This window comes from Cellulomonas sp. P24, assembly GCF_024704385.1.
GTDB lineage: Bacteria > Actinomycetota > Actinomycetes > Actinomycetales > Cellulomonadaceae > JAJDFX01.
Map to the genome: position 1 here is coordinate 2,316,699 of NZ_JAJDFX010000002.1, position 21,484 is coordinate 2,338,182.

The 21,484-nt window shown below is 73.8% G+C and carries 17 protein-coding genes and 1 pseudogene; 12 read left to right on the forward strand and 6 right to left on the reverse strand.

Annotation, left to right across the window (positions count from 1 at the left end):
- Positions 1-8 precede the first annotated feature (8 nt).
- The 3 genes from LJB74_RS10800 to LJB74_RS10810 all read right to left on the reverse strand — a co-directional run bounded on the left by LJB74_RS10800 (position 9) and on the right by LJB74_RS10810 (position 2,128).
- Entirely contained in the window at positions 9-347 is a 339-nt protein-coding gene (locus tag LJB74_RS10800; protein WP_259308533.1) for a P-II family nitrogen regulator, read from the reverse strand.
- Positions 347-1,642 (reverse strand): ammonium transporter, encoded by a 1,296-nt coding sequence (locus LJB74_RS10805; protein ID WP_259308534.1) that lies wholly within the window; start codon positions 1,640-1,642, stop codon positions 347-349. Before LJB74_RS10805 ends, LJB74_RS10800 begins: the two co-directional genes overlap by 1 nt.
- 180 nt (positions 1,643-1,822) lie before the next feature.
- Complete coding sequence (locus LJB74_RS10810; RefSeq protein WP_259308535.1) at positions 1,823-2,128, reverse strand: hypothetical protein; 306 nt, start codon at positions 2,126-2,128, stop codon at positions 1,823-1,825.
- A gap of 295 nt (positions 2,129-2,423) precedes the next feature.
- Between LJB74_RS10810 and LJB74_RS10815 the strand changes: the two genes are divergently transcribed.
- The 5 genes from LJB74_RS10815 to LJB74_RS10835 all read left to right on the forward strand — a co-directional run bounded on the left by LJB74_RS10815 (position 2,424) and on the right by LJB74_RS10835 (position 8,921).
- Entirely contained in the window at positions 2,424-3,269 is an 846-nt protein-coding gene (locus LJB74_RS10815) for a universal stress protein (protein ID WP_259308536.1), read from the forward strand.
- Positions 3,270-3,369: 100 nt separating this feature from the next.
- Complete coding sequence (locus tag LJB74_RS10820; protein ID WP_259308537.1) at positions 3,370-3,864, forward strand: aminoacyl-tRNA deacylase; 495 nt, start codon at positions 3,370-3,372, stop codon at positions 3,862-3,864.
- Positions 3,857-4,213 carry an STAS domain-containing protein gene (locus LJB74_RS10825; RefSeq protein ID WP_259308538.1) on the forward strand — a complete coding sequence of 119 codons (357 nt, stop codon included), beginning with the start codon at positions 3,857-3,859 and terminating at the stop codon, positions 4,211-4,213. The genes LJB74_RS10820 and LJB74_RS10825 overlap by 8 nt, the downstream gene beginning before the upstream one ends.
- A gap of 242 nt (positions 4,214-4,455) precedes the next feature.
- Positions 4,456-5,718, forward strand: a complete 1,263-nt coding sequence (locus tag LJB74_RS10830) for an exonuclease SbcCD subunit D (RefSeq protein ID WP_259308539.1) — start codon at positions 4,456-4,458, stop codon at positions 5,716-5,718.
- On the forward strand, positions 5,718-8,921 hold the full coding sequence (locus tag LJB74_RS10835) for an SMC family ATPase (protein ID WP_259308540.1): 3,204 nt from the start codon (positions 5,718-5,720) through the stop codon (positions 8,919-8,921). The genes LJB74_RS10830 and LJB74_RS10835 overlap by 1 nt, the downstream gene beginning before the upstream one ends.
- Before the next feature lie 107 nt (positions 8,922-9,028).
- On the opposite strand, the gene LJB74_RS10840 is transcribed toward LJB74_RS10835, so the two are convergent.
- Together LJB74_RS10840 and LJB74_RS10845 are read right to left on the reverse strand one after the other, a co-directional pair.
- The gene (locus LJB74_RS10840) at positions 9,029-9,448 is read right to left on the reverse strand and encodes a hypothetical protein (RefSeq protein ID WP_259308541.1); all 420 of its coding nucleotides are present in this window, start codon (positions 9,446-9,448) and stop codon (positions 9,029-9,031) included.
- Positions 9,449-9,480: 32 nt separating this feature from the next.
- On the reverse strand, positions 9,481-10,938 hold the full coding sequence (locus LJB74_RS10845; protein ID WP_259308542.1) for an MFS transporter: 1,458 nt from the start codon (positions 10,936-10,938) through the stop codon (positions 9,481-9,483).
- A gap of 82 nt (positions 10,939-11,020) precedes the next feature.
- Between LJB74_RS10845 and soxR the strand changes: the two genes are divergently transcribed.
- From soxR to LJB74_RS10880, 7 genes and pseudogenes are all read left to right on the forward strand, one after another.
- Positions 11,021-11,479, forward strand: a complete 459-nt coding sequence (gene soxR / locus LJB74_RS10850) for a redox-sensitive transcriptional activator SoxR (protein ID WP_259308543.1) — start codon at positions 11,021-11,023, stop codon at positions 11,477-11,479.
- A 185-nt stretch (positions 11,480-11,664) separates the two neighbouring features.
- Complete coding sequence (locus tag LJB74_RS10855) at positions 11,665-12,006, forward strand: hypothetical protein (protein WP_259308544.1); 342 nt, start codon at positions 11,665-11,667, stop codon at positions 12,004-12,006.
- A 9-nt stretch (positions 12,007-12,015) separates the two neighbouring features.
- Positions 12,016-12,765: a M50 family metallopeptidase gene (locus LJB74_RS10860; protein WP_259308545.1), complete on the forward strand. Its 750-nt coding sequence runs from the start codon at positions 12,016-12,018 to the stop codon at positions 12,763-12,765.
- 117 nt (positions 12,766-12,882) lie between these two features.
- On the forward strand, positions 12,883-13,620 hold the full coding sequence (locus tag LJB74_RS10865) for an MIP/aquaporin family protein (RefSeq protein WP_259308546.1): 738 nt from the start codon (positions 12,883-12,885) through the stop codon (positions 13,618-13,620).
- Positions 13,621-14,850: 1,230 nt separating this feature from the next.
- Positions 14,851-16,014 (forward strand): annotated as a pseudogene (locus tag LJB74_RS10870) (DUF4011 domain-containing protein); the annotation flags it as partial.
- 2,338 nt (positions 16,015-18,352) lie between these two features.
- On the forward strand, positions 18,353-19,330 hold the full coding sequence (locus LJB74_RS10875) for an AAA domain-containing protein (protein ID WP_259310341.1): 978 nt from the start codon (positions 18,353-18,355) through the stop codon (positions 19,328-19,330).
- A 7-nt stretch (positions 19,331-19,337) separates the two neighbouring features.
- On the forward strand, positions 19,338-20,429 hold the full coding sequence (locus tag LJB74_RS10880; protein WP_259308547.1) for a diguanylate cyclase: 1,092 nt from the start codon (positions 19,338-19,340) through the stop codon (positions 20,427-20,429).
- Positions 20,430-20,527: 98 nt separating this feature from the next.
- Here LJB74_RS10880 and LJB74_RS10885 read toward each other — a convergent pair whose 3' ends face one another.
- Positions 20,528-21,469, reverse strand: a complete 942-nt coding sequence (locus LJB74_RS10885; protein ID WP_259308548.1) for an FKBP-type peptidyl-prolyl cis-trans isomerase — start codon at positions 21,467-21,469, stop codon at positions 20,528-20,530.
- Positions 21,470-21,484 lie beyond the last annotated feature (15 nt).

The window sequence follows — 21,484 nt, forward strand, 5'->3', positions numbered from 1 at the left end:
GCACCCGGTCAGACGGCTGCGGGGCCGCGCTCGCCGGTCCGGACGCGGACGACCTCGTCGACGGTCAGGACCCACGCCTTGCCGTCGCCGATCTTGCCCGTCTGGGCCGCGCGGACGATCGTGTCGAGCACGCGGTCCGCGTCGGCGTCGTCCACGACGACCTCGATGCGGACCTTCGGCACGAAGTCGACCTGGTACTCGGCACCGCGGTAGACCTCGGTGTGACCGCCCTGGCGGCCGTAGCCCTGCGCGTCGGAGACCGTCATCCCGCGCACGTCGAGCTCGCCGAGGGCGTCGCGCACGTCGCCGATCTTGAACGGCTTGATGATGGCCGTGATGAGCTTCATCAGTGGGTCCTTCCGATGCTGGAGGTCGCGGTGAACTCGTAGGCCGTCTCGGCGTGCTGGCTGGAGTCGAGGCCTTCGGTCTCCTCGTCGGGCCCGACGCGCAACCCGATCGTGGCACGCAGCACGCGCGCGATCAGGTAGGTCGCGGCGAAGGCGAACGCGCTGGCCGCGAGCACGCCGAGGGCCTGGTGGCCGAGCTGGACGAGTCCGCCGCCGAGCAGCAGGCCCTGGTGCCGCACGGCGGGGTTGACGGCCGCCGCGGCGAACAGGCCGATGAACAGCGTGCCGATCACCCCGCCGACGTAGTGGACGGCGACGACGTCGAGCGAGTCGTCGTAGCGGAACCGGAACTTCAGCCGGATCGCGAACAGGCACACGACGCCGGCGATCGCCCCGACGAGGAGAGCGGGCATCGGTGAGATGAACCCGGCCGCGGGAGTGATCGCCACCAGGCCGGCCACCGCGCCGGAGGCGCCGCCCAGGGTCGTCGCCTTGCCGGTGAGCTTCTTCTCGAGGGCGAGCCACCCGATCATGCCGCCGACGCCGGAGAGGTGCGTCGCGAGGGCCGCGCTCGCCGCAAGGGTCCCGGCCGTCAGTGCCGACCCGGCGTTGAAGCCGATCCACCCGAACCAGAGCAGACCCGCGCCGAGCAGGGTCAGGGGCAGGTTGTGGGGCGCCATCATCTCCCGCGGCCACCCCCGTCGCGGTCCGAGCACGAGGGCGAGCGCGAGGGCCGACGCGCCGGAGCAGATCTCGACGACGGTGCCGCCGGCGAAGTCGAGCAGGCCGGCCTTGTTGAGCCACCCGTCGGGCGACCAGGTCCAGTGCGCGAGCGGTGCGTACACGAGCACGGACCAGACGGCGATGAAGGTCACGAACGCACCGAACCGCATGCGGTCGGCCGACGCGCCGCTGATCAGGGCAGCGGTCAGGATCGCGAACATCAGCTGGAACGCCACGAAGGCCAGCGGGGGGACGGTGAGGTTCATCCCGGGGACGGCGACCTCGGCGTGGGTCAGTCCCACCAGGTGCAGGCCGCCCACGAGGCCACCGCCGGCGTCCCGGTCGAACGCGAGCGAGTAGCCCACGACGGACCACGTCACCGAGACGACCGCGATCGTCACGAAGCTCTGCATGATCATGCCGAGGGCGTGCTTGGACCGGACCATGCCGGCGTAGAAGAACGCGAGCCCGGGGGTCATGAGCAGCACCAACGCGGTGCACACGATGATCCACGCGGTGTTCCCGGTGTCGATCGGTGCGGGGTCGGACAGCAGGAGCATCGTCGTCGTCATCCCTCTCGCGGTGGCAGAACGTCGTCGTCTGCGGCGTGGCCGCGCGTCAGGGTACTGGCTGCGCGGAGCGGGTCGTCCCGACGCTCCACCTGACGGCCACCTGACCGCCACAGCGACGCGACCGGCGACGCGACCGGCGATCGCCCAGCTCAGCGCGGGTGCCGACGGTGCCGATCGCCGTCAGATGCTGCGTGACCCGTTCCGCCCGCGGAGCTCGGTGTCGCCGATCGAGGACCGGTGCCGGAGGTCGGGCGAGTCCTCGATGAGCGTGTACGACGGGATGTACGGCGTCGGGGCGTCGAGCGCTGACGGGAGCAGCTCGCGGAGCGTGCGGACGAGGGCCTCGAGGGAGGCGTCGCGGGTCCGGAGGCTGACGATGCGGGCCTCGAGGGTCGCGATCTCGGCCTGGATCTCCCGGCGCTCCGTGGCCGCGGCGTCGGTCGCCCGCCGGTACACGTCGGCGTTGGCACTGCTCTGCGTGTCCATCTCGCGTCCTTCCTCACCATTTGGCCTGGGGTCAGCATGGTCCTCGCGGGTGCGCAGCGCAGTAGACCATCAAGGTGACAGTGTGCGCCGCCCTGTCCTCCTGGCGGTCGGTTTCGGCGGCAGCAGTGGTATCCGACGACGTCAGACGCCTGGGCAGGACCAAGGCCCCTTGACGGCTTCGCGGCATGGTTCAACGGTGGAGGTATCAGCACGTCCCGGGTGCGTGTGACTCCGATCGGCCCTCGGGTCGCTCGACCTCGCTCGTCGCCCTGGGCGTTCGAGGGAGGAGCACGCCATGGCACGCACCGTCGTCGTCGGGGTCGAAGGCACCGACTCGAGTCACGACGCTCTGGTCTGGGCGGCGCATGCCGCCGCCGCACGGCGCGACGACCTCGAGATCGTGTACGCCGTGGGTGTCCCGTACTCCAGCATGGAGCTGCTGTACGACGACGCGATCACGCAGGGTTCCGAGGCGCTCCTGGACGACGAGAAGAAGCGCGCCCTCGAGGCCGAGCCGGACCTGGTCGTCCGCACCACGCTGTCGCGGAGCACACCGGCACGCGCCCTCACCGAGCTCTCCGAGGACGCGGCGCTCGTCGTCGTCGGCTCGCACCCGCTCGGCTTCATGGAACGGGTCTTCGCCGGGTCGCTCAGCTACCAGGTGGTGGCCGGCGCGCACTCGCCGGTCGTCGTCGTCCCGGCGGGGACGGGGACCACGGGAGACGGCGTGGTCGTCGGGTCCGACGGCTCACCGGACTCCGTGAAGGCCGTCGCGCTCGCGGCCGAGGAGGCCGACCGCCTCGGTGGAGAGCTCACCGTGGTGCACGCCTGGCTGTCACCGGTGACGTACCTGTCCGTCGACGTCATCTCCGGCTCGAACGACGCGCTCGTCGAAGAGGGCGAGCGCGTGGTGCTCGCCGAGTCGCTGGCCGGCCTCGGTGATCGTTACCCCGACCTCACCATCAACCGGCGGCTCGTCCACGACAACCCCGCCCAGGCCCTCCTGGAGGCGGCCGTCGGTGCGCGGCTCCTCGTGGTGGGCAGCCGGGGGCTGCACGGGGTCTCGCGCATGCTCCTCGGGTCCGTGAGCCACACGGTCGTGATGCACGCGCCGTGCCCGGTGCTCGTCGCCCGGAGCTGACCGAGCGCCGGCCGCTCCCCGACCGGGAGCGGACCGACGGCTCCAGCGAGATCCGGCGCTACCCGTGACCTGGTGGGTGCCGGATGGCATGGTGGTCCCCATGGACGCACCAGAGTCAGGTGAGGCCCGGGCCGTCGGTGCGCTCGAAGCCGCCGGGATCCACTACGTGCTGACGCGCCACGACCGGGTGTCCTCGTTGGCCGAGGCCGCCGCCGCGCGGGGTCTCGAACCCTCGGGTGTCATCAAGACGATCGTCGTGCGACGTGGCGACGACGACTACCTGTTCGTCCTCGTCCCGGGCGACCGCACGATCTCGTGGCCCAAGCTGCGCACTTTGCTCGACGTCAGCCGCCTGTCGATGCCCGACGCGGCAGTCGCCCTCGAGGTCACCGGCTACGAGCGCGGGACGATCACGCCGTTCGGGTCGACGCATCCCTGGCCGGTCGTGGCCGACGAGCGCGTCGTGGGCCGGCCGGTGTCGATCGGTGCCGGCGCGCACGGGGTGGCCGCCACCGTCGGCGGCGACGACCTCGTGGCCGCGCTGCACGCGACCGTGGCCGACGTGACCGAGCCGGAGGCCCGGATCGATGACTGACGGCGACCACGGTCCGGCCGGGGCCGTCGGGTCCATCCAGGTCGAGTGCGGCTCCCCGCACACCGTCGTCCACCTCCGGGGCGATGTCGACGCGACGCTCCGCGAGGAGGCGAGCACGGCGATGGGGCAGGCGCTCGGGGCGTCGGCGCCCGTGGTCTGCGACGCGTCCGACCTGCGGTTCATCGACTCCACCGGGGTCGCGTTCCTGCTCCAGCTCCGGATGGCCACGCGCGAGGCGGGCCTCGCCATGAGCCTGTGGGACCCCCGGCACGTCGTCGGTGAGCTGCTCGACGCGATCGGCATGGCCGACGAGATCCCGCTGGCCGAGGCCGCGCCGGACGCCGTCTGAGCCGTGCGCCGCGCACCACGGTGTCGCCCCCGCCTGAGCAGGAGCGACACCGTCCAAGGGGGCCGTTCATGACGGTGCTGTCGATGTCCCACCTCCTCCCGGGTGCCCCGGCGCTGCACCGGGGTGGTCTGACGTCCACACTGCCGCCGGCCCCCCTGCGTGGGGCGAGATCCCGCTGTGCGCGCCCTGTGCAGTGGTGCGACGCGTCGGCGGATGTCCGGGCGCACCGCTAGGTTCACGGCATGCGGCTCCTGCACACCTCCGACTGGCACCTCGGCCGCAGCCTCCACGGCGTGGACCTCCTGGAGCACCAGGCCGCGTACCTCGACCACCTGGTCGACCTCGCACGCTCGGAGCGCGTGGACGCGGTGCTCGTGGCCGGCGACGTGTACGACCGCGCCGTCCCCCCGGTCGAGGCCGTCACCCTCCTGTCCGAGACGCTCACCCGCCTCGCCGAGGTCACGACGGTCGTCGTCACGCCCGGCAACCACGACTCCGCGGCGCGCCTGGGCTTCGGCGCGGGGCTCATGCGCCCCGAGCTGCACGTGCGGGCGCGCGTCGACGGGATCGCGACGCCGGTCGTCGTGACGGGCTCCGACGGCGTGGCCGTGCTCGTGTACGCGCTGCCGTACCTCGACCCCGATGTCGTCCGCCGGGAGCTGGGCGGCACGGCGGACGCTGGCGGATCGGTGACCGTCGCGCGGGAGGGTGTCGAGCGAGGCGATCTCGCGACGGGCGAGGCGCCGGGTGAGGAGGGTGACGCCGACGACGCGCGCGCCCCGGCCCTGGCACGGTCGCACGAGGCCGTGCTCGGAGCGGCGATGGCGCGGGTGCGGGCGGACCTGGCGCAACGAGCAGCCGCCGGTCCCGTGCGGAGCGTCGTCATGGCGCACGCGTTCGTCGTCGGTGGCGAGCCGAGCGACTCGGAGCGGGACATCCGCGTGGGCGGGGTCGACCACGTCCCTGCCGGGGTCTTCGCGGGGGTGGACTACGTGGCCCTCGGTCACCTGCACGGGCCGCAACGGGTGGCCGACGGGGTGCGGTACTCCGGGTCGCCGCTCGCGTACTCGTTCTCCGAGCAGCACCAGCGCAAGTCGACCGTCCTCGTCGAGGTGACCGATGCGGGGCTGGTCGGCGAGGTGCTCGTCGCGGCGCCCGTACCGCGCCGCCTCGCCGACCTGACCGGCACGCTGGACGACCTGCTCGGTCCGGCGGGCGACGCGCACCTGGACGACTGGCTGCGGATCACCGTGACCGATGCGGCCCGCCCGCCCGGCATGTACGTGCGGCTCAAGGAACGGTTCCCGCACGCGCTCGTCATGCAGCACCGGTCGTCCGCGGCGAGCGGGATCGGCGGTGCCGTCGCGATCAGCGCGACCCGTGACCCGCTGGAGGTCGCCGGCGAGTTCGTCGAGCACGTCACGGGGACGCCGGCGACGCCCGGTGAGCTGGCCGCGCTGCGCCGCGCCTGGAAGCGCGTCACCGCGGCGGAGCGGAGCGCCTGATGCACCTGCACTCGATGACGCTGCAGGCCATCGGACCTTTCGCCGGTCGGCACACGATCGACTTCGAGGCGCTCGGGGCCTCCGGGATCTTCCTGCTCGAGGGCCCGACCGGCGCCGGCAAGTCGACGCTCATCGACGCGATCGTCTTCGCGCTGTACGGCAAGGTCGCCTCGGCCGAGGCGAGCGAGGACCGGTTGCGGTCGGGCCATGCGGCCGACGGCGTCGAGAGCGTCGTGGACCTCGTCCTCGAGACCGGCAACGGGATCTACCGGGTCCGCCGCACCCCGCAGTACGACCGGCCGAAGAAGCGCGGCGAGGGGACCGTGCGTCAGCAGGCGACCGTCAAGCTCTGGCGGCTCACGAGCCTGCCCGACGGCCCGGTCGACGACCTCGACGAGCTCGACGGGGACATCGTCTCGACCCGGCTCGACGAGGCGGGACTGGAGCTCCGGCGGGCCATCGGACTCGACCGGGAGCAGTTCGTCCAGACGATCGTGCTGCCGCAGGGCGAGTTCGCGAGCTTCCTCCGGGCCGACCCCGAGGCGCGCAGCGGGCTGCTGCAGAAGATCTTCGGCACCCAGGCGTACGAGCAGCTGCAGAGGCAGCTCGAGGAGATGCGACGCGAGGTCGGGCGCGCGGTCGCGGAGGCCCGTGCGGACGTCGGACGCGCGGCGGCGCACTTCATCGGGGCCGCGTCGTTGACGGACGACGATCCGGTGGGCGACGTCGAGGGTGGCGACGATGCGGTCGGCGACGTCGAGGGTGACGACGTCGTGGCTGGTGACGAGCGGGGCGATGCCGAGTCGGATGTCGTCGCGTCGGACGTGGCCGTGCCGAGAGCGATCGCGCCGGATGCCGGTGGGCCCGAGGAGCGGACGGGGCCGGCCTCGGAGATCCGTTCCGCCGCGGAGGGCGTCGCGGCCGACCTGGTCGACCTGGTCGACGCTCAGGTCGTGCGACTGCGGCAGGCCACCGAGCGCGCGTCGGCCGACGCCGCCCGGGCGCGTGCCGAGCACCTGACCGCGCGCGAGGCGCTGGACGCGGCGACCGCCCAAGCCTCCGCGGTCGCGCGCCGTGACGCGCTCCGCTCCGAGCAGGCGGCGCTCGACGCGCGGTCGGCCGACCACGCGACCCGGCGCGCGAGGCTCGGCGAGGCCAGACGAGCCGCCGTGGTGCGACCGCTCCTCGACGGCGCCGACCGTGCCGAGGCCGTCTGGAGCACGGCGGCGGAGTCCTGGCGTGCCGCCGTGGCTGCGGCGCCCGCCGAACTCGTCGCACTGCTCAGCGACCTGGACGTGGACGCGCTGGATGCCTCCCGGGCGCGTGATCGTGAGGTCGTCGCGACGCTCGAGCGGGTCGTCGCGATCGAGGACGGGCTTCCGGCGCTGCGAGCATCGCGGGAGCAGCTCGCGGCCGAGCTCGTCAGGATCGACGACGACCTCGTGGCCGTCGAGCAGGATCTCCTCGCCCGGCCTGAGGAGCGGCGACGGATCGTCGCGCAGCAGGCCGGTGCCGCCACCCTCGCCGGTCAGGTCGGGTCGCGGCAGGAACGCGCGCGCGCCGTCCGCGCCGTCCTGACGCACGCCCAGGACGCCGAGCGCACCCGGACCGAGCTGGCGACCGCCTCCGATCGGCACCGCGCCGCGGTGGAGACGGCGCGCGCCGCCCTTCGGGCCGAGACGCACCTGCGTGCCGCACGGATCGAGGGCATGGCCGGGGAGCTCGCCGCCGCGCTGCGGACCGGCGAGCCCTGCCCGGTCTGCGGTGCGGTCGAGCACCCGGCACCGGCCCAGGTCGGTGCCGACCACCCCGACCCGCAGGAGATCGAGGACGCCGCGCAGGCGCGCGCCGTCGCAGACGGGGAGCTCGCGCGACTCGCGGCTGCGACTGCCGCACTCGCGGAGCGGCTGACCGCTCACCTCGCAGCGACGGGCGGCCTCGAGGTCGCCGAGGCGGAGTCGCAGCTCGCCGAGGCCGAGGCCGGAGTGACCGAGGCGGAGGCCGCCCAGGAGGACGTCGCACGCCTGCAGCGCGAGCTCGACGAGCACGATGCCGCGACCGAGGCCGCGCGGGCTCAGGCCGACACGCTGCGGACGACGCGCGCGTCGTCGTCGCGGCTGACGGCGCTGGATGCGACGCTCGCCGACCACGAGCGCGAGATCGCGACGGCACGCGGCGCCGCGTCGTCCGTGCGCGAGCGCCGCGCGGCGCTGAAGGAGCGCATCGCCGGTGCGGACCGCCTCGTGACCGCGTCGCGCGCCGTCCAGGAGGCCGAGCGTGCCCGTGAGCTCCGCCGGCTGGAGCTCGACGACGGGCTGCGCGCGCACGGCTTCGCCGAGGTGGCCGAGGCCCGGGGTGCGCTCGTGGAGCCCGCCGCCCTTGCCGCGCTCGAGGACGCGGTGACCGCGCACGAGGCCGCCGTGGTTCGCGTCACCGCCGGCCTCCGTGCACCGGAGCTGGCGGACCTCCCCGAGGTGGTCGAGCTCGACCTCGCCGGGGTGCGGGTGCGGGCCGAGGTGGCCGAGCGACGGTCGGACGCCGCCGCGAGCGCGCTCGCCGTCGCGGGCCGTCGCGCGGCCGACGCCTACGCTGCGTCCGTCGAGGTGGCCGCGACCGTCGCACGTCACGCAGCAGCGGCGCGCGACGCCGCTCCCGTGATCCGCATGGCCAACCTGGCGACCGGTGCGGGGTCGGACAACGCGCGTGCGCTGAGCCTGGCGACGTTCGTGCTCGTGCGCCGCTTCGAGGACGTCGTCGCCGCGGCGAACGAGCGCCTGCTGCTGATGTCCGACGGACGGTTCGAGCTCGTGCGGAGCGACGAGCGAGAGGACACGCGCGCACGGCGCACCGGCCTCGCGATGAAGGTCGTCGACCACCGGATCGAGGCCGCGCGCGACCCGCGGACGCTCTCGGGCGGCGAGACCTTCTACGTGTCGTTGTGCCTGGCGCTCGGCATGGCGGACGTCGTGACCGCCGAGGCCGGGGGCATCGACCTGGGGACGCTGTTCGTCGACGAGGGTTTCGGCTCGCTGGACCCGCACACGCTGGACGCCGTGCTGGCCGAGCTCGGCAAGCTCCGTGCCGGCGGGCGGGTGGTCGGCGTCGTGTCGCACGTCGAGGCGATGAAGCAGCAGCTCGCCGACCGGATCGAGGTGCGCCGGCTCCCGGACGGGTCAAGCACGCTCACGGTGCGCGCGGGCTGAGGAGAGCCCCGGGGCCTTCGCCGGCTCGTCGAGACCGCGCCACACGCCCGACGCGATCGGGCCGACGCGACTGACTCGCGCAACCTCTCGGTCTCACCGGCCGGTCGTCACCAGGTCCAGCCGAGGGCGGTGAGCTCGACCTCCTCGCGGAGCCGCTCGTCGAACCTCTTCTCCTCCGGCACCGAGAAACTCATGCGCGGTCCGGGCTCGAGCCCCGCGAGCCGGCACGCCTCGGCGAGGAGGTCGTCGTAGGCGACGCGCGCCGCGTGCAGGTGGTGCGCCCGGGCGTACAGGTGGGGCTCGTCCTCGATCGCCCGGATGTCCGCCGCGATCACGGAGAGACGCATCTGGACCGACAGCACCTCGAACGGATCGGCTTCCTTGGGCTTGTGGCGCAGGTGCTTCGCCAGGCGCTCGAGGCGTTCGGCGGCACGCGTCCGCCAACGGGTGGTCCGTCCCGCCGAGGGCACTGTGAAGGAGGCGATACCGAAGACCACCGCGGGAACCATGATGCGAACCCACGTCATGACAGGCTCCTCGCCATTGAGGTAGTACCAGGCTAAGGCGTCCGGAGCGCCTTGTCTCCCCTGTGGATCCGCTCCGTCGTGCGGCCGGAGAGCGCGAGGGCGAGCATGCCGGTGGCCGCTGCGACGGCGAAGCACGTCACGAACGCGACGGGCCGTCCGGGACCTCCGAGGACGACGAACAGCCCACCGCTGAGCGCCAGCATCGAGGCGCTGGTGACGGCGTCCACGACCTGCAGGGCGGAGCTGTTCACGCCCTGCTCCGCGGGGGACGACAGCCGCAGGGTCAGCAGCGACAGCGTCGGGATCGTCACGCCCATCCCGAACCCGGCGAGGCACCAGCCGACGAACGCGGCCGCGAGCGGGAAGGCCGGCACGAGCATCAGCCCGGCGGTCCCGATCCCCGCGAGGACGCTGATCGTGCCGATGCGCAGGAGCGCCGCGTCGGACCACCCGGAGGCGCGTCCGCGGAGTGCCGACCCGGCCGCCCAGGCGACCGCCGTCGCCGTGAGGAATGTCCCGGCCGCGGCGGCGCTCAGGCCACGGTGGGTGGTGAGCAGCAGCGGGACGAAGATCTCGGTGCCGAAGTACGCGGCGCTCAGCAGCCCCCGCAGGCCGATCGCGGTCGGCAGCCCGCGCCGCGACCGCAGGGTGCCCGCGGGGACGAGCTGCGGGACGGAGACGGCCAGGGCCGCAAGACCGCCGACCACCCAGATCGCCATCGCGGTCCCTCGCTGCTGCCCGCCGTGGTGCAGCGCGAGCACCCCGGCCGCGGCCACCACCGACAGCACGGTGCGGCGACGGGCGGCGTCCTGCGACGGGTCGTGCGCCGACGCGTCGGACGTGGCACCGCCGCTCGGCATCGCCCGCAGCGCCGGGCGGAGCACCAGGAGCGCCGGGACCGCGAGCATCGGCACGCCGAGGAACACCCATCGCCACCCGAGGTGCTCGACGATCAGCCCGGCGATGCCCGGGCCGACGATGCCGGGCACCACCCACGCGGCCGCGAACGACGCGAAGACGCGCGGCCGCACCGGTTCGGGGTACACGCGGGCGACGACGACGTAGAGCGCGACGATCAGCATGCCGGAGCCGATGCCCTGGACGATCCGCCCGACGACGAGCACGAGCATCGTCGGCGCGAGTCCGGCGACGAGCAGACCGATCACGAACAGGCCGACCCCGACGAGCAGCGGCGACGTCGGGCCGCGACGGTCCGTCCACGTGCCCGCCACGGTCATCCCGATCACTCCGGACGCGAGGGGGCCCGCGAAGGCCGTCGCGTAGAGGGCCATGCCGTGCAGGGCCGTCGCGACCCAGGGCATCGCGGTGGCGACCGCGAGCGACTCGAACGCGGACAGGCCGATCAGCGCGACCATGCCGATCGAGAGCGTGCGGTACCGACCGGTGAAGGGGCTGAGGCTCGTGCGCCCGGGTCCGTCCGTCGGGGAGTCCGCCGTGGTGGTCGCGTCCTGGCGGGCGGCGTCGGTCACAGCTGGCTCCTGATCGTCTGCGGGTGCGGGCCTCAGCCTGCAACCTCAACCAGGGTTGAGGTCAACCGCCTATTCTCGCCCCGTGACAGTCTCCTCCACCGCGAACGTGCTCACGCCCGGTCAGGTCGCGGAACGGAGCGGGGTCGCCGTCTCGACGCTCCACTTCTACGAGCGTGAAGGGCTGATCCACGCGCACCGTACCGCGGGCAACCAGCGGCGGTACGCGCGCGAGGTCGTCCGCCGGGTCGCCTTCATCCGGGTGTCCCAACGCGTCGGAATCCCGCTCGGCGAGATTCGCGACGCTCTGGCGACCTTGCCGGACAACCGGACCCCGACCGTTCGTGACTGGGCGCGCCTGTCGCGCCGGTGGCAGGACGACCTGGACCGTCGCATCGCCGACCTGACGAGCCTGCGGGACGACCTCACGAGCTGCATCGGCTGCGGCTGCCTCTCGTTGCGCTCGTGCCGGCTCACGAACCCCGACGACGTGCTCGGGGCACAGGGGCCCGGGCCGCGACGACTCCGGGGCGCCGACGGCTGAGGGGGTCACAGCTGTGCGGGTCACGGCTGAGCAAGCCGGCGGCTGCGCGGCACGGCGGCTGCGCGGCACGACGGGCTCGATGTCGGGGCGTGGTCGCATGACGACGGGCCGCACCCCGACAGGGCGCGCCGACCGCCGCGGTACTGTCGCCCCAGGAGCGCGGACCGCACGGAAGGACGGCAGCCGTGATCACGTACCTGCTCGTCGCCGGGCTCGGTCTGGTGTTCCTGCTGGTGTCCCTGGTCGTCCGGGTGCTCCTGGACGAGGTCCGGATCGGCCGCGTGGGCGTCTCCGGGCCGACGATCGGCAACGCCGCCGTCGTGCTCGGCCTCGTCGGCGCCCTGGCGGTCGCGAACGATGCCTCGACCGGCGTCGCCAACGGCGTCGCAGTCGCCGGGGCTCTGACCGCTGCCGTCCTCACCCAGGTTGGCGTCGACCGTCTCGCCGCCCGGCCGGGCGAACCCGCTGGAGACGGCGAACCCGCTGCGGACCATGAACCCGCTGCGGACCGCGAGGCACGTCCGTAGGGTGGGCGCATGGTCGCGGCGGAGCTCATCGGTGTCGTCGGCCCGCACCTCTTGTCCCCGGTCGTCCCTCTGTGGGAGCGGGCCAGCGCCGTCCAGCCCCCACCGTCGGGCCAGGTCATCGCGGCGACCGCCGCCGTGGCGTTCCTGCTCGTCGCGGTCCCCGGGCTCTGGGCCCGCACGCGGCACGCGGTGACGATCGTCCACGAGGGTGCGCACGCCACGGCCGCGGTCCTCACCGGGCGGCGGCTCACCGGGATCCGCCTGCACTCCGACACGTCGGGGCTCACGGTGTCCGTCGGGCGCCCGACCGGGGCAGGCATGGTGACCACGGTGCTCGTCGGGTACATCGGGCCGGCACTGCTCGGTCTGGGGTCGGCGGCGCTGCTCCGGGCAGGTCATGCGGTCGGGCTCCTGTGGTTGCTGCTCGTCGCGCTCCTCGTGCTGATCGTCCAGGTGCGCAACTGGTTCGGGCTGTGGTCGATGCTCGTCTTCGGTGCGCTGATCGTCGCGGTCACCTGGTGGGCCTCGGCGGAGGTCCAGGTGGCGTTTGCCTACCTCGTGACGTGGTTCCTGCTGATCGCTGCGCCACGGCCCGTGATCGAGCTGCAGCGGCTGCGGCGACGCCGGCGCACCAGCGGGTCCGACGCCGACGTCCTCGCACGGCTCACCCACCTCCCCGGGCTCGTCTGGGTCGGGTTCTTCCTGGTGGTGGACGTGGGGGCGCTCGGGCTCGGCGGGTGGTGGTTGCTCGGGCTGTAGGGGACACTGGCGCCCGACAGGTGCAGCGGCGGTCGTCGAGGTGATCCCTCCGTGACCGGGCAGGTCGGCCCCGGTCAGTGCGTGCGCACGCCCTCCCGCGAAACGGAGCCCGACGCCATGAACGACCAGTACCCGCTCGCCGTCAGGCTCACGTGCGAGCTCCTCGGCACCGCGATCCTCATCGTCCTGGGCAACGGTGCGGTGGCGAACGTCCACCTCAAGGGCGCGAAGGGCTACCGCGGCGGCTGGGGGCTGATCGCGATGGGCTACGGGTTCGGCGTCATGATCCCGGTGCTCATGTTCGGGGGGATCAGCGGGGCGCACATCAACCCCGCGATGACGATCGGGCAGGCGATCTCGGGCATGTTCCCGTGGAGCCTCGTCCCGGCGTACGTCGGCGCGCAGCTGCTCGGCGCGATGCTCGGCCAGCTCGCGATCGTCGCGACGCACAAGCCGTACTACGACCTCACCACCGACACCGACGACGTCCTCGCGACGTTCGCCACGGTCAACGCCGCGCACAGCAGGCTGAACGGGTTCGCCAACGAGGTCCTCGGCACGTTCGTCCTGATGTTCGCGGCACTCGCGATCCTGCACTCGCCGGTCACGGCCGCGGAGCCGGGCGTGGCGCACCTCGCGATCGGGTTCCTCGTCTGGGCCCTCGTCGTCGGCCTCGGCGGACCGACCGGCCCCGCGCTCAACCCCGCCCGCGACCTCGGCCCGCGGCTCGTCCACGCGATGCTGCCCCTGCGGCACAAGGGCAGCTCCGATTGGCACTACTCCTGGGTCCCGGTCGCGGCCCCGCTGCTCGGCGGGGCCGCGGGCGTCGCCGCCTGGCAGGGGCTCCTCGGCTGACCCCGTCACCCGGCACGGAGGCGGCGACACGTCGTGCGGAGGCGGCGACACGTCGTGCGGAGGCGGCGACACGTCGTGCGGAGGCGGCGACACGTCGTGCGGAGGCGGCGTGCGGTGCGATGACACGCGTGCGCAGCCGGGCCTTGTACCCTGCGCGTTGACGCACGCGTGGTGCACGCGGACGGGAGGGCGACGCGGATGGCCGGTGGGGAGACGTCGTCACGTGCGCAGCCGGACGTGATCCTCGACGTCGACGTCGTGCCCGTCGTCTCGTACCCGATGGTCCACAGCCGGCTCCCGGTGGTCAGCCGGATCGACCTCCGGCTCGCATCGCCCGAGGGCGAGCCGGTCGACCGCGGTCCGCTGACCGGTGTGGTGGTGCACGTCGAGCTCCGGGACGTCGAAGGCCGGGTCGGGTCGCCGTGGGAGCGGGTCGTCGACCTGTGGCCGGGTGCCACGACGGAGCTCGAGGACGTCGACCTCCAGCTCGACCCGGCGACGATGCTCCAGCTCCCGGGGAGACGACCGGGCAGCGTGCACCTCACCGTCCACGGCGACGGCCGGCTCCTCGCCGAGCGGACGGTGCGGGTCGTGCTGCTCGCGCCGCACGAGTGGACCGCGGACCCGCCCGTCCTGGCCCTGGAGCTCCTGCCCGCCTACGTGAGGCCGCACGACCCCGTCGTCGTCGAGCTCGCCGCGGAGGCCAGGAGACGTGTCCCGGCGGACGTCGGGACCGATGTGCTCGTCGACGCCGTCGTCCGCGCCCTCGCGGCGCACCGGATCCGGACCGTGAGCGTGCCGCCGGCCGCCGCCGGGACCGGTCAGCAGCTCCGCACCCCCTCGGAGGTCGTGGCCGACGGTGCGGGGTCCGACCTCGAGGTGACGCTCGTCCTCGCCGGGGCGCTGGAGGCCCTGGGCGTCGCACCACTCGTCTGGGTGCTCGGGGACAGCGCCCGGCTCGGGTACTGGCGCACCGAGGCCGCGCTCGGTCCGGTCGCGCAGACCGACGTCGCGGAGGTCGTCAACCTCGTCGACCTGGAGCTGCTCGGGACGGTCGACCCTGCGGTGGTCTCCGGCACCGTCCGCAGCAGCGGTGTGAACCTGGCGGACGCTCTCGGCGTCGTCGACGTGCGGCGCGCACGGCAGGCCGGGGTGCGCGCGCTCCCGGTCGTCGTGACCGCGGCCGACGGCTCCGAGGAGGTGCGGGAGAGCCCCGACTCGCCGCTCCTCATGCGGCCGTCCGACCCGCACCGGGCGGGCGCTCACGAGGCCGTCGACGGCGCACCTGGCCCGGTGGGTGCGACGGTGCCACCCGTCGAGGCCGGGCCGCCGCTGCGGGTGCGGCGGTGGAAGACGGCCCTGCTCGACCTCAGCCTGCGCAACCGGCTGCTGAACTTCTCCGCCCGTTCCGCCGTCACCCTCACCGTGACCCCGGGCAGCCTCGGCACGATCGAGGACGCGCTGCACCTGCACGAGGCACTGACGCTGATCCCCGCCGACGAGCTCGACGAGGTCACCCGGGCCCGTGGGGCGACCACCGGCGCCGACGTCCCGACGGACGTCCTCGACGACCTCTTCGAGCGCCGCCGGGTCCTGTTCACCGACCTGCGGGCCGTGACCTACCCGGCACGGATGCGCGCCCTCGCGTACAAGGCGCGCACCGTGGTCGAGGAGACCGGGGCGAACAACCTCTACCTGACGCTCGGGACGCTCGTCTGGTCGCTCGACGGCCGTGAGCTGCGGTCGCCGCTGATCCTCGTCCCGGTGCGTCTGGTCACGTACGGCCGCTCCGGCGAGTACCGGGTCGAGCTCGACGACGCGGGTGCGACCACCCCGAACCTCAGCCTGCTCGAGAAGCTGCGCCAGGTGCACGGGCTGCAGATCCCGGGCCTCGCGGCACCGGTCGACGACGGTGCCGGCATCGACGTCGACACCGCGCTGCTGTCGGTGCGCACCGCGCTCGCGGGCCGCGGGCTGCCGTTCCACGTCGAGGAGACCGCGCACCTGGCCGTGCTGCAGTTCGCGAAGTTCCGGCTGTGGAAGGACCTCGACGACAGCTGGCAGGAGCTCCTGGCCAACCCGCTCGTCCACCACCTGGTGCACGCGCCGACCGAGGCGTTCGTCGACCCCGTCGCCGCCCCCGACGGTGTCGACCTCGACGAGCTCGGTGCCGCGTGCCCCGTCCCGGCCGACGCCTCGCAGCTCGACGCGATCGCCCAGGCCGTCGCCGGGCGCACGTTCGTGCTCGAGGGGCCGCCGGGCACCGGCAAGTCGCAGACCATCACGAACCTCCTGACCCGCGCCGTCGCGGAGGGGCTGCGGGTGCTGTTCGTCGCCGAGAAGCGAGCTGCGCTCGACGTGGTCCAGTCGCGGCTCGACGCCGTCGGGATGGGACCGCTCGCGCTGGACCTGCACGATGCCGGGTCACGTCCGGCGGCGGTACGCGCGCAGCTGAGAGCGGCGCTGGAGCACACCGTCGACGTGGACGACCAGGGCTACGGCGCCGATCTCGAGCAGCTCGCGACCGCACGCGGGACCCTGGCCCGGTACGCGGCACGGCTGCACGAGCCGAACGGCGCGGGGTTCTCGTTCTACTCGGCCCGGACCGGGCTCCTGGCACTCGGCGAGACCGGGCCGGGCGCTCCCGTCCTCCCGGTGCCGCTCGACCTGCTGACCGATCCGGGCGGTGCGCGGCTCCTCGAGGTCCGGCGGCTGCTCGCGGCCCTGCCGGACGTCGCCGACCTCGCCCACCCCGGCCCGGAGAACCCGTGGGGGTTCGTCGGGATCACGACGCCGGGCAGCCTCGACGTCGCGGGTCTGCGCCGCGCGGTCGAGGAGGTCGACGCCGCGCTGCGCGACTTCACCGGGCTGGTCGGCGCCGCCCGGCCGGGGACGCTCGCGGACCCGATCTCGGCGGCGCGCTCCCACGAGGACCTGGGGGTCCTGGCCGCGCTCGTGGACGCCGCTGCCGGTGACCCGCTGACCGGCGAGACCACCCTGCCGACCGACCTCGTGACGCTCGACGCGTCGCGCGACGCGCGCTGGCGCGAGGCGGCCGCAGCGGCGGTCGCCGAGGTCGACGCGTTCGCCGCCGAGGCGCACCCCGGGCTCGAGGTGCTCCGCCCCGAGGCGCTCGACCTTCCGGTGGCCGACCTGCACCGGCGGGCGCGCGAGGCGGCGACGTCCGGGCTGCTGGGCCGCAAGGGTCGGCTGGAGGACGTCCTGCTGGACCTCCAGCCCGTGCTGCACCCGGGCGCGACGGTCAAGGCGCGCGACGTGCCTCTGCTCACCACGCAGCTGCTCGCGCTGCAGGCGGGTTCCGCGGCGCTCGCATCGCGGGTCCTCACCGTCCCGGGACTGCGGCTCCCCGACGGCTGGAACCCGCTGACCCCGGCCGGTCGTGACCTGCTCCGGGAGCAGGTCGAGTGGGTGGTCCGCGCCGGTGAGCTCGTCGACCCGGACGGTCCGGACCTGCGTCGCGACGCGTTCGTGCTCGCGCTGCGCCGCTACCTCGACGCACCGGGGGCCGGGATCCTCGCCCCGCAGGTCGCCGCCGCGATCGACCGCGCGGCACGTGCGACGGCTGCGCTGGCGCAGGTCGCGCGGGCCGAGGCCGGTCAGATGTCGACGTGGTCGGGGGACGTCGGGTTCGTGGCCCGGTGGGCGAGCACCGCCGCCGGTCGCGCCGACGGCGAGGAGTCGACGCTCGGGCTCCGGCGATGGGTGGCGTTCGTCGCTGCGCTCGAGCCGGTGCGCGCGGCCGGGATGCCGGATGCGCGCGAGCTCCTCCTCGCCGGGACGGTTGCGGCGGAGGACGCCGTGCGTGCCCTCGACCGCGGTGTCGCGTCGGCGTCGGGGCGTGAGCGTCGGGCCGCGACGGGGCTGGACGGTTTCGACCCGCAGGCCCACGACCGCGCGGTGCGGCGTTTCGCGGAGGCGTCCGACGCGGTGCGCGAGCACCTGCGCAGCGCGATCCCCGCCGAGGTGCTGGCCGCGCGCCGTGCTCCGGACCGCGCCGCCGCCGAGGAACAGGACCGCCGCGACGACCAGGAGCTCGGCGCGTTGCAGCGGGAGCTCGCCCGGCAGCGCGGGGGCAAGGGCGTGCGCGCCCTGATGACCGCCTACGGCGACCTCATCACCCGGGTGACGCCGTGCGTGCTCGTGAGCCCCGACTCGCTCGCGAGGTTCTTCCCCGTGCGGGCCGGGATGTTCGACCTCGTCGTGTTCGACGAGGCGTCGCAGATCCGGGTCGCCGACGCCGTCGGGGCGATGGGCCGGTCCCGCGCGGTGGTCGTGGTGGGCGACAGCAAGCAGCTGCCGCCGACGTCGTTCGCCGAGGCGACCGGGGACGCGTCGGGCGACGACCTCGACGCGGACGGCGTCGAGGTGGCCCGACCGGACGCCGGTGCCGCAGGTGCGGTGCAGGACGAGGAGAGCATCCTGTCGGAGTGCGTCCAGGCGCGCGTCCCGCGGCTGTGGCTGTCGTGGCACTACCGCAGCCAGGACGAGTCGCTCATCGCGTTCAGCAACCAGCACTACTACGACGGCCGGCTCTCCACCTTCCCGGCGCCGTCGGTGCCCGGTCGGCCAGGGCACGGCGTCCGGCTCGAGCGCGTCGACGGCCACTTCCACCGAGCCGTCCCCCCCCGGACCGCGGTCGCTGAGGTCCGGGACCCGCGACGCCGGCCCGTTGCGTACCAACCCCGTCGAGGCCGAGGCCGTCGTGCGCGACGTGCTGCGCCGGTTCGGTGCGTCGGAGCACACCGTGCCGAGCCTGGGGGTCGTGACGCTCAACGCCCCCCAGCGCACCCTCGTCGAGCAGCTGCTGCGCGACTCCGGCGACGACCGCGTCCTGCAGGCACTCGACGGGGGCGTCGACGGTGACGGGCTGTTCGTCAAGAACCTCGAGAACGTCCAGGGGGACGAGCGCGACACGATCCTGCTCTCGACCGCGTTCTCGGCCGACGGGTCCGGGCGCTTGCCGCTCAACTTCGGTCCGCTCAACCGTGAGGGCGGGGAACGGCGGCTCAACGTGGCCGTGACGCGGGCCCGGCGCGAGGTCGTCGTGTTCTCGTCGTTCGACCCGGCGGACCTCCGCGCCGACGAGACCACGAGCGTCGGTGTCAAGCACCTGCGCGACTACCTCGACCTCGCGGCCGCCGGTTCCGCGCCGCACGTCGGCGCAGCGGGGACCGCCAGGGTCGGTTCCGCACCGGGCGGTGGTCCGGCCACCGCGACGCGTACCGGCGCGGGAGCCACCGCGGCGAGCCGGCGCCTGGCCACCGCCGTCGACCGGCACCGCGAGCAGATCGCCGACGGGTTGCGGACCCGTGGCCTGAGCGTGCGGACCGACGTCGGGCTCTCGGAGTTCCGGATCGACCTCGTCGTGTCGTTCCCCGACGAGCCGTCGCGTTCGATCCTGGCCGTGCTGCTCGACGGACCCGCGTGGGCGGCGCGCCGCACGGTCGCGGATCGCGACGGGCTCCCGGTCGAGGTGCTCGTCCGCTCCCTGAGGTGGCCCGCCGTCGAGCGCGTCTGGCTCCCGGAGTGGTTGAGCTCGCCCGGGGTGGTGCTCGACCGCCTCGACGAGGTGGCGCGTCTGATCCGGTCCGGTCACTCGTCCGGCCCAGCACGTCCGAGGGTGAAACGTCCGGATGGGGAGGATTTCGCCCGGTCGGACCAGGGGTTTTCGGGCAGTCGACCGTCATGATGGACGGGTGACAGGCGAGAGGGGCGGCAGACCGTCATGGTCGCGGACCCTTGCGCCCGGTGATCGCGCCGCACCGCTGTCGAGCGTCGTCCCGGCTCGCGCGCTCGGATTCATCCTGCTGGCAGGAGCTGCGCTCGGGGCGTTGAACCTCGGCGTGGACGGGGTGCTGCGACCGGGGGTCGGCCGGATCGTCTACGGCACGATGATGGCCCTGCTCGTGGTGATGGGGATCTACTTCCTCCGGCTGCCGCGGCTGAGCTACCGCGCGGTCGCGCTGCTGATCGCGTACGGCAACGCGGTGTACGTCGTCGTCGCGCTCACGACGCTGAACGCGCACCTGTACGCCGGACCGCTGATGCTCCTGCTCGCCCTCACGGCGGGGGCGAGCTTCCTGGAGGCGCGAGGGTTCGTCGTCCAGCTGCTGGTGGTGCCGCCGATCTGCTGGGTCGGGCTCTCGAACTCCGAGCTCAACGGTCGCGCGCTGATGATCCAGGTCGTCGTGCAGAGCGGGGTGCTGATCCTCGCGGCGCTGCTCGTCTACGGCCTGCGCATGCGCAGCGAACGGCTCCTCCATGAGACCGAGCTGATGTCGACGACGGACCCGTTGACCGGGCTGTCGAACCGCCGGGCGGTCGAGATCGAGGCGGAGCGGCTCTGGCGTGAGGTCGACGAGGAGCGGGTGCTCCTCGCGGCGTTCGTCCTCGACCTGGACAGCTTCAAGGTCCTGAACGACAGCCACGGCCACGCGGCAGGCGACGAGGCGTTGCGGCTCGTCTCACGCGCGATCCGGGACTCGGCCGGGTCGGACGCCGTCGTCGCACGGATCGGTGGCGAGGAGATCCTGGTGCTCCGTCCGGTCGCGAGCGTCGCCGAGGTCCTCCTGCGCGGCGAGCAGCTGCGGTGCGCGGTCGCCGAGGCGCCGCTCCCGTACCCGCTGACCGCGTCGATCGGTGTCGCGACCTCCGCGACCCCCGACGCGGGGGCAGCGGTCGAGGGGCTCTGGCGTCTGGTGGACACCGCCGACATGGCGATGTACGAGGCCAAGCGTGGCGGCGGGAACCGGGTCGTGACCGCCGGGGAGCTCGACCTCGCGCCCTGACGCACCGGGGAGCCCCGGCGGCTCCTGACCCCTGACGCACCGCGGCCCCCGGCTCCGCGCGGGGCGGGGACGGGGGCCGCGGTCGGCGATGCCGTCGGTCAGGAGGCGTCGAGGATGTCGACGACGAAGACCAGGGTCGACCCCGCCGGGATGGAGCCCTGCGCGGTGTCCCCGTAGCCGAGCGACGGCGGGATGACCAGCAGGACCTGGCTCCCGACGGTCTGGCCGACGAGCCCCTCGTCCCAGCCCTTGATGACCTTGCCGGCGCCGATCTGCGTCGACAGGGGCGATCCCTTCCAGGACGTGTCGAACTCGGTGCCGTCCCAGAGCCAGCCGCTGTAGTTCACGGTGATCGTCTGGCCCGACTGGACGGCGACGCCGGTGCCCTTGATGAGCACCTGGCTCACCAGCGAGGTCGGGGCCGTCGTGGTCGGCTTCGTGAGGGTGGGTTCGCCGTTCGCGGCGAGCGTCACCTTCGGAAGGTCAGCAGGGGGCGTGACGGCCGTGCCCGAGGCGCGGGTCGGGATGACCTTGGCGCCGACGACCTCGATCGCCATGACCGTCGTCGTGCCGTCCGACCCGGGCACGGCGAGCAGGAACCTGACGCCGACCTTCTGGCCAGCGAGCACCTCGTTCATCGCGGGGACGAGGCCCGTGTCGCCGAGCTTGATGGTCTCCGGCACGGAGCCGTAGTTGGTGCCGGACTCGGTGCCGTCCTTGCCGCTGACCGCGACGTAGTTGATCTGGAGCGACTCGCCCTCGGTCAGGGCCGCACCGGTTCCCGGGGTCTCGATGCGCGCGACGGGCGCGGTGACGGTGAACGGCTGGGTGAAGGTCAGCGTGGGCTTGGCGCCGGCAGCGCCCTCGACCTTGACGGCCGCGAGGGCCGCCACGTCGGCGGCGGTCGCGGTGGCCGCTGCGGTCGGTGCCGTCGTCGCCGCGGTCGTTGCCGAGTCGGTCGGCGAAGTGCTGCCCGACCCCGAGCACGCAGCGAGCAGGAACAGGGGAGCGAGCAGAGCTGCGGCCATTCGTCGGCGCACGGGTCACGTCCTTCA

Excerpts from the sequence above, each read along its gene's own strand:
- LJB74_RS10840 (WP_259308541.1), bottom strand. The coding sequence starts at position 9,448 with ATGACGTGGGTTCGCATCATGGTTCCCGCGGTGGTCTTCGGTATCGCC.
- LJB74_RS10805 (WP_259308534.1), bottom strand. The coding sequence starts at position 1,642 with ATGACGACGACGATGCTCCTGCTGTCCGACCCCGCACCGATCGACACC.
- LJB74_RS10820 (WP_259308537.1), top strand. The coding sequence starts at position 3,370 with ATGGACGCACCAGAGTCAGGTGAGGCCCGGGCCGTCGGTGCGCTCGAA.
- LJB74_RS10825 (WP_259308538.1), top strand. The coding sequence starts at position 3,857 with ATGACTGACGGCGACCACGGTCCGGCCGGGGCCGTCGGGTCCATCCAG.
- LJB74_RS10810 (WP_259308535.1), bottom strand. The coding sequence starts at position 2,128 with ATGGACACGCAGAGCAGTGCCAACGCCGACGTGTACCGGCGGGCGACC.
- LJB74_RS10865 (WP_259308546.1), top strand. The coding sequence starts at position 12,883 with ATGAACGACCAGTACCCGCTCGCCGTCAGGCTCACGTGCGAGCTCCTC.
- LJB74_RS10860 (WP_259308545.1), top strand. The coding sequence starts at position 12,016 with ATGGTCGCGGCGGAGCTCATCGGTGTCGTCGGCCCGCACCTCTTGTCC.
- LJB74_RS10835 (WP_259308540.1), top strand. The coding sequence starts at position 5,718 with ATGCACCTGCACTCGATGACGCTGCAGGCCATCGGACCTTTCGCCGGT.
- LJB74_RS10800 (WP_259308533.1), bottom strand. The coding sequence starts at position 347 with ATGAAGCTCATCACGGCCATCATCAAGCCGTTCAAGATCGGCGACGTG.
- LJB74_RS10815 (WP_259308536.1), top strand. The coding sequence starts at position 2,424 with ATGGCACGCACCGTCGTCGTCGGGGTCGAAGGCACCGACTCGAGTCAC.
- LJB74_RS10830 (WP_259308539.1), top strand. The coding sequence starts at position 4,456 with ATGCGGCTCCTGCACACCTCCGACTGGCACCTCGGCCGCAGCCTCCAC.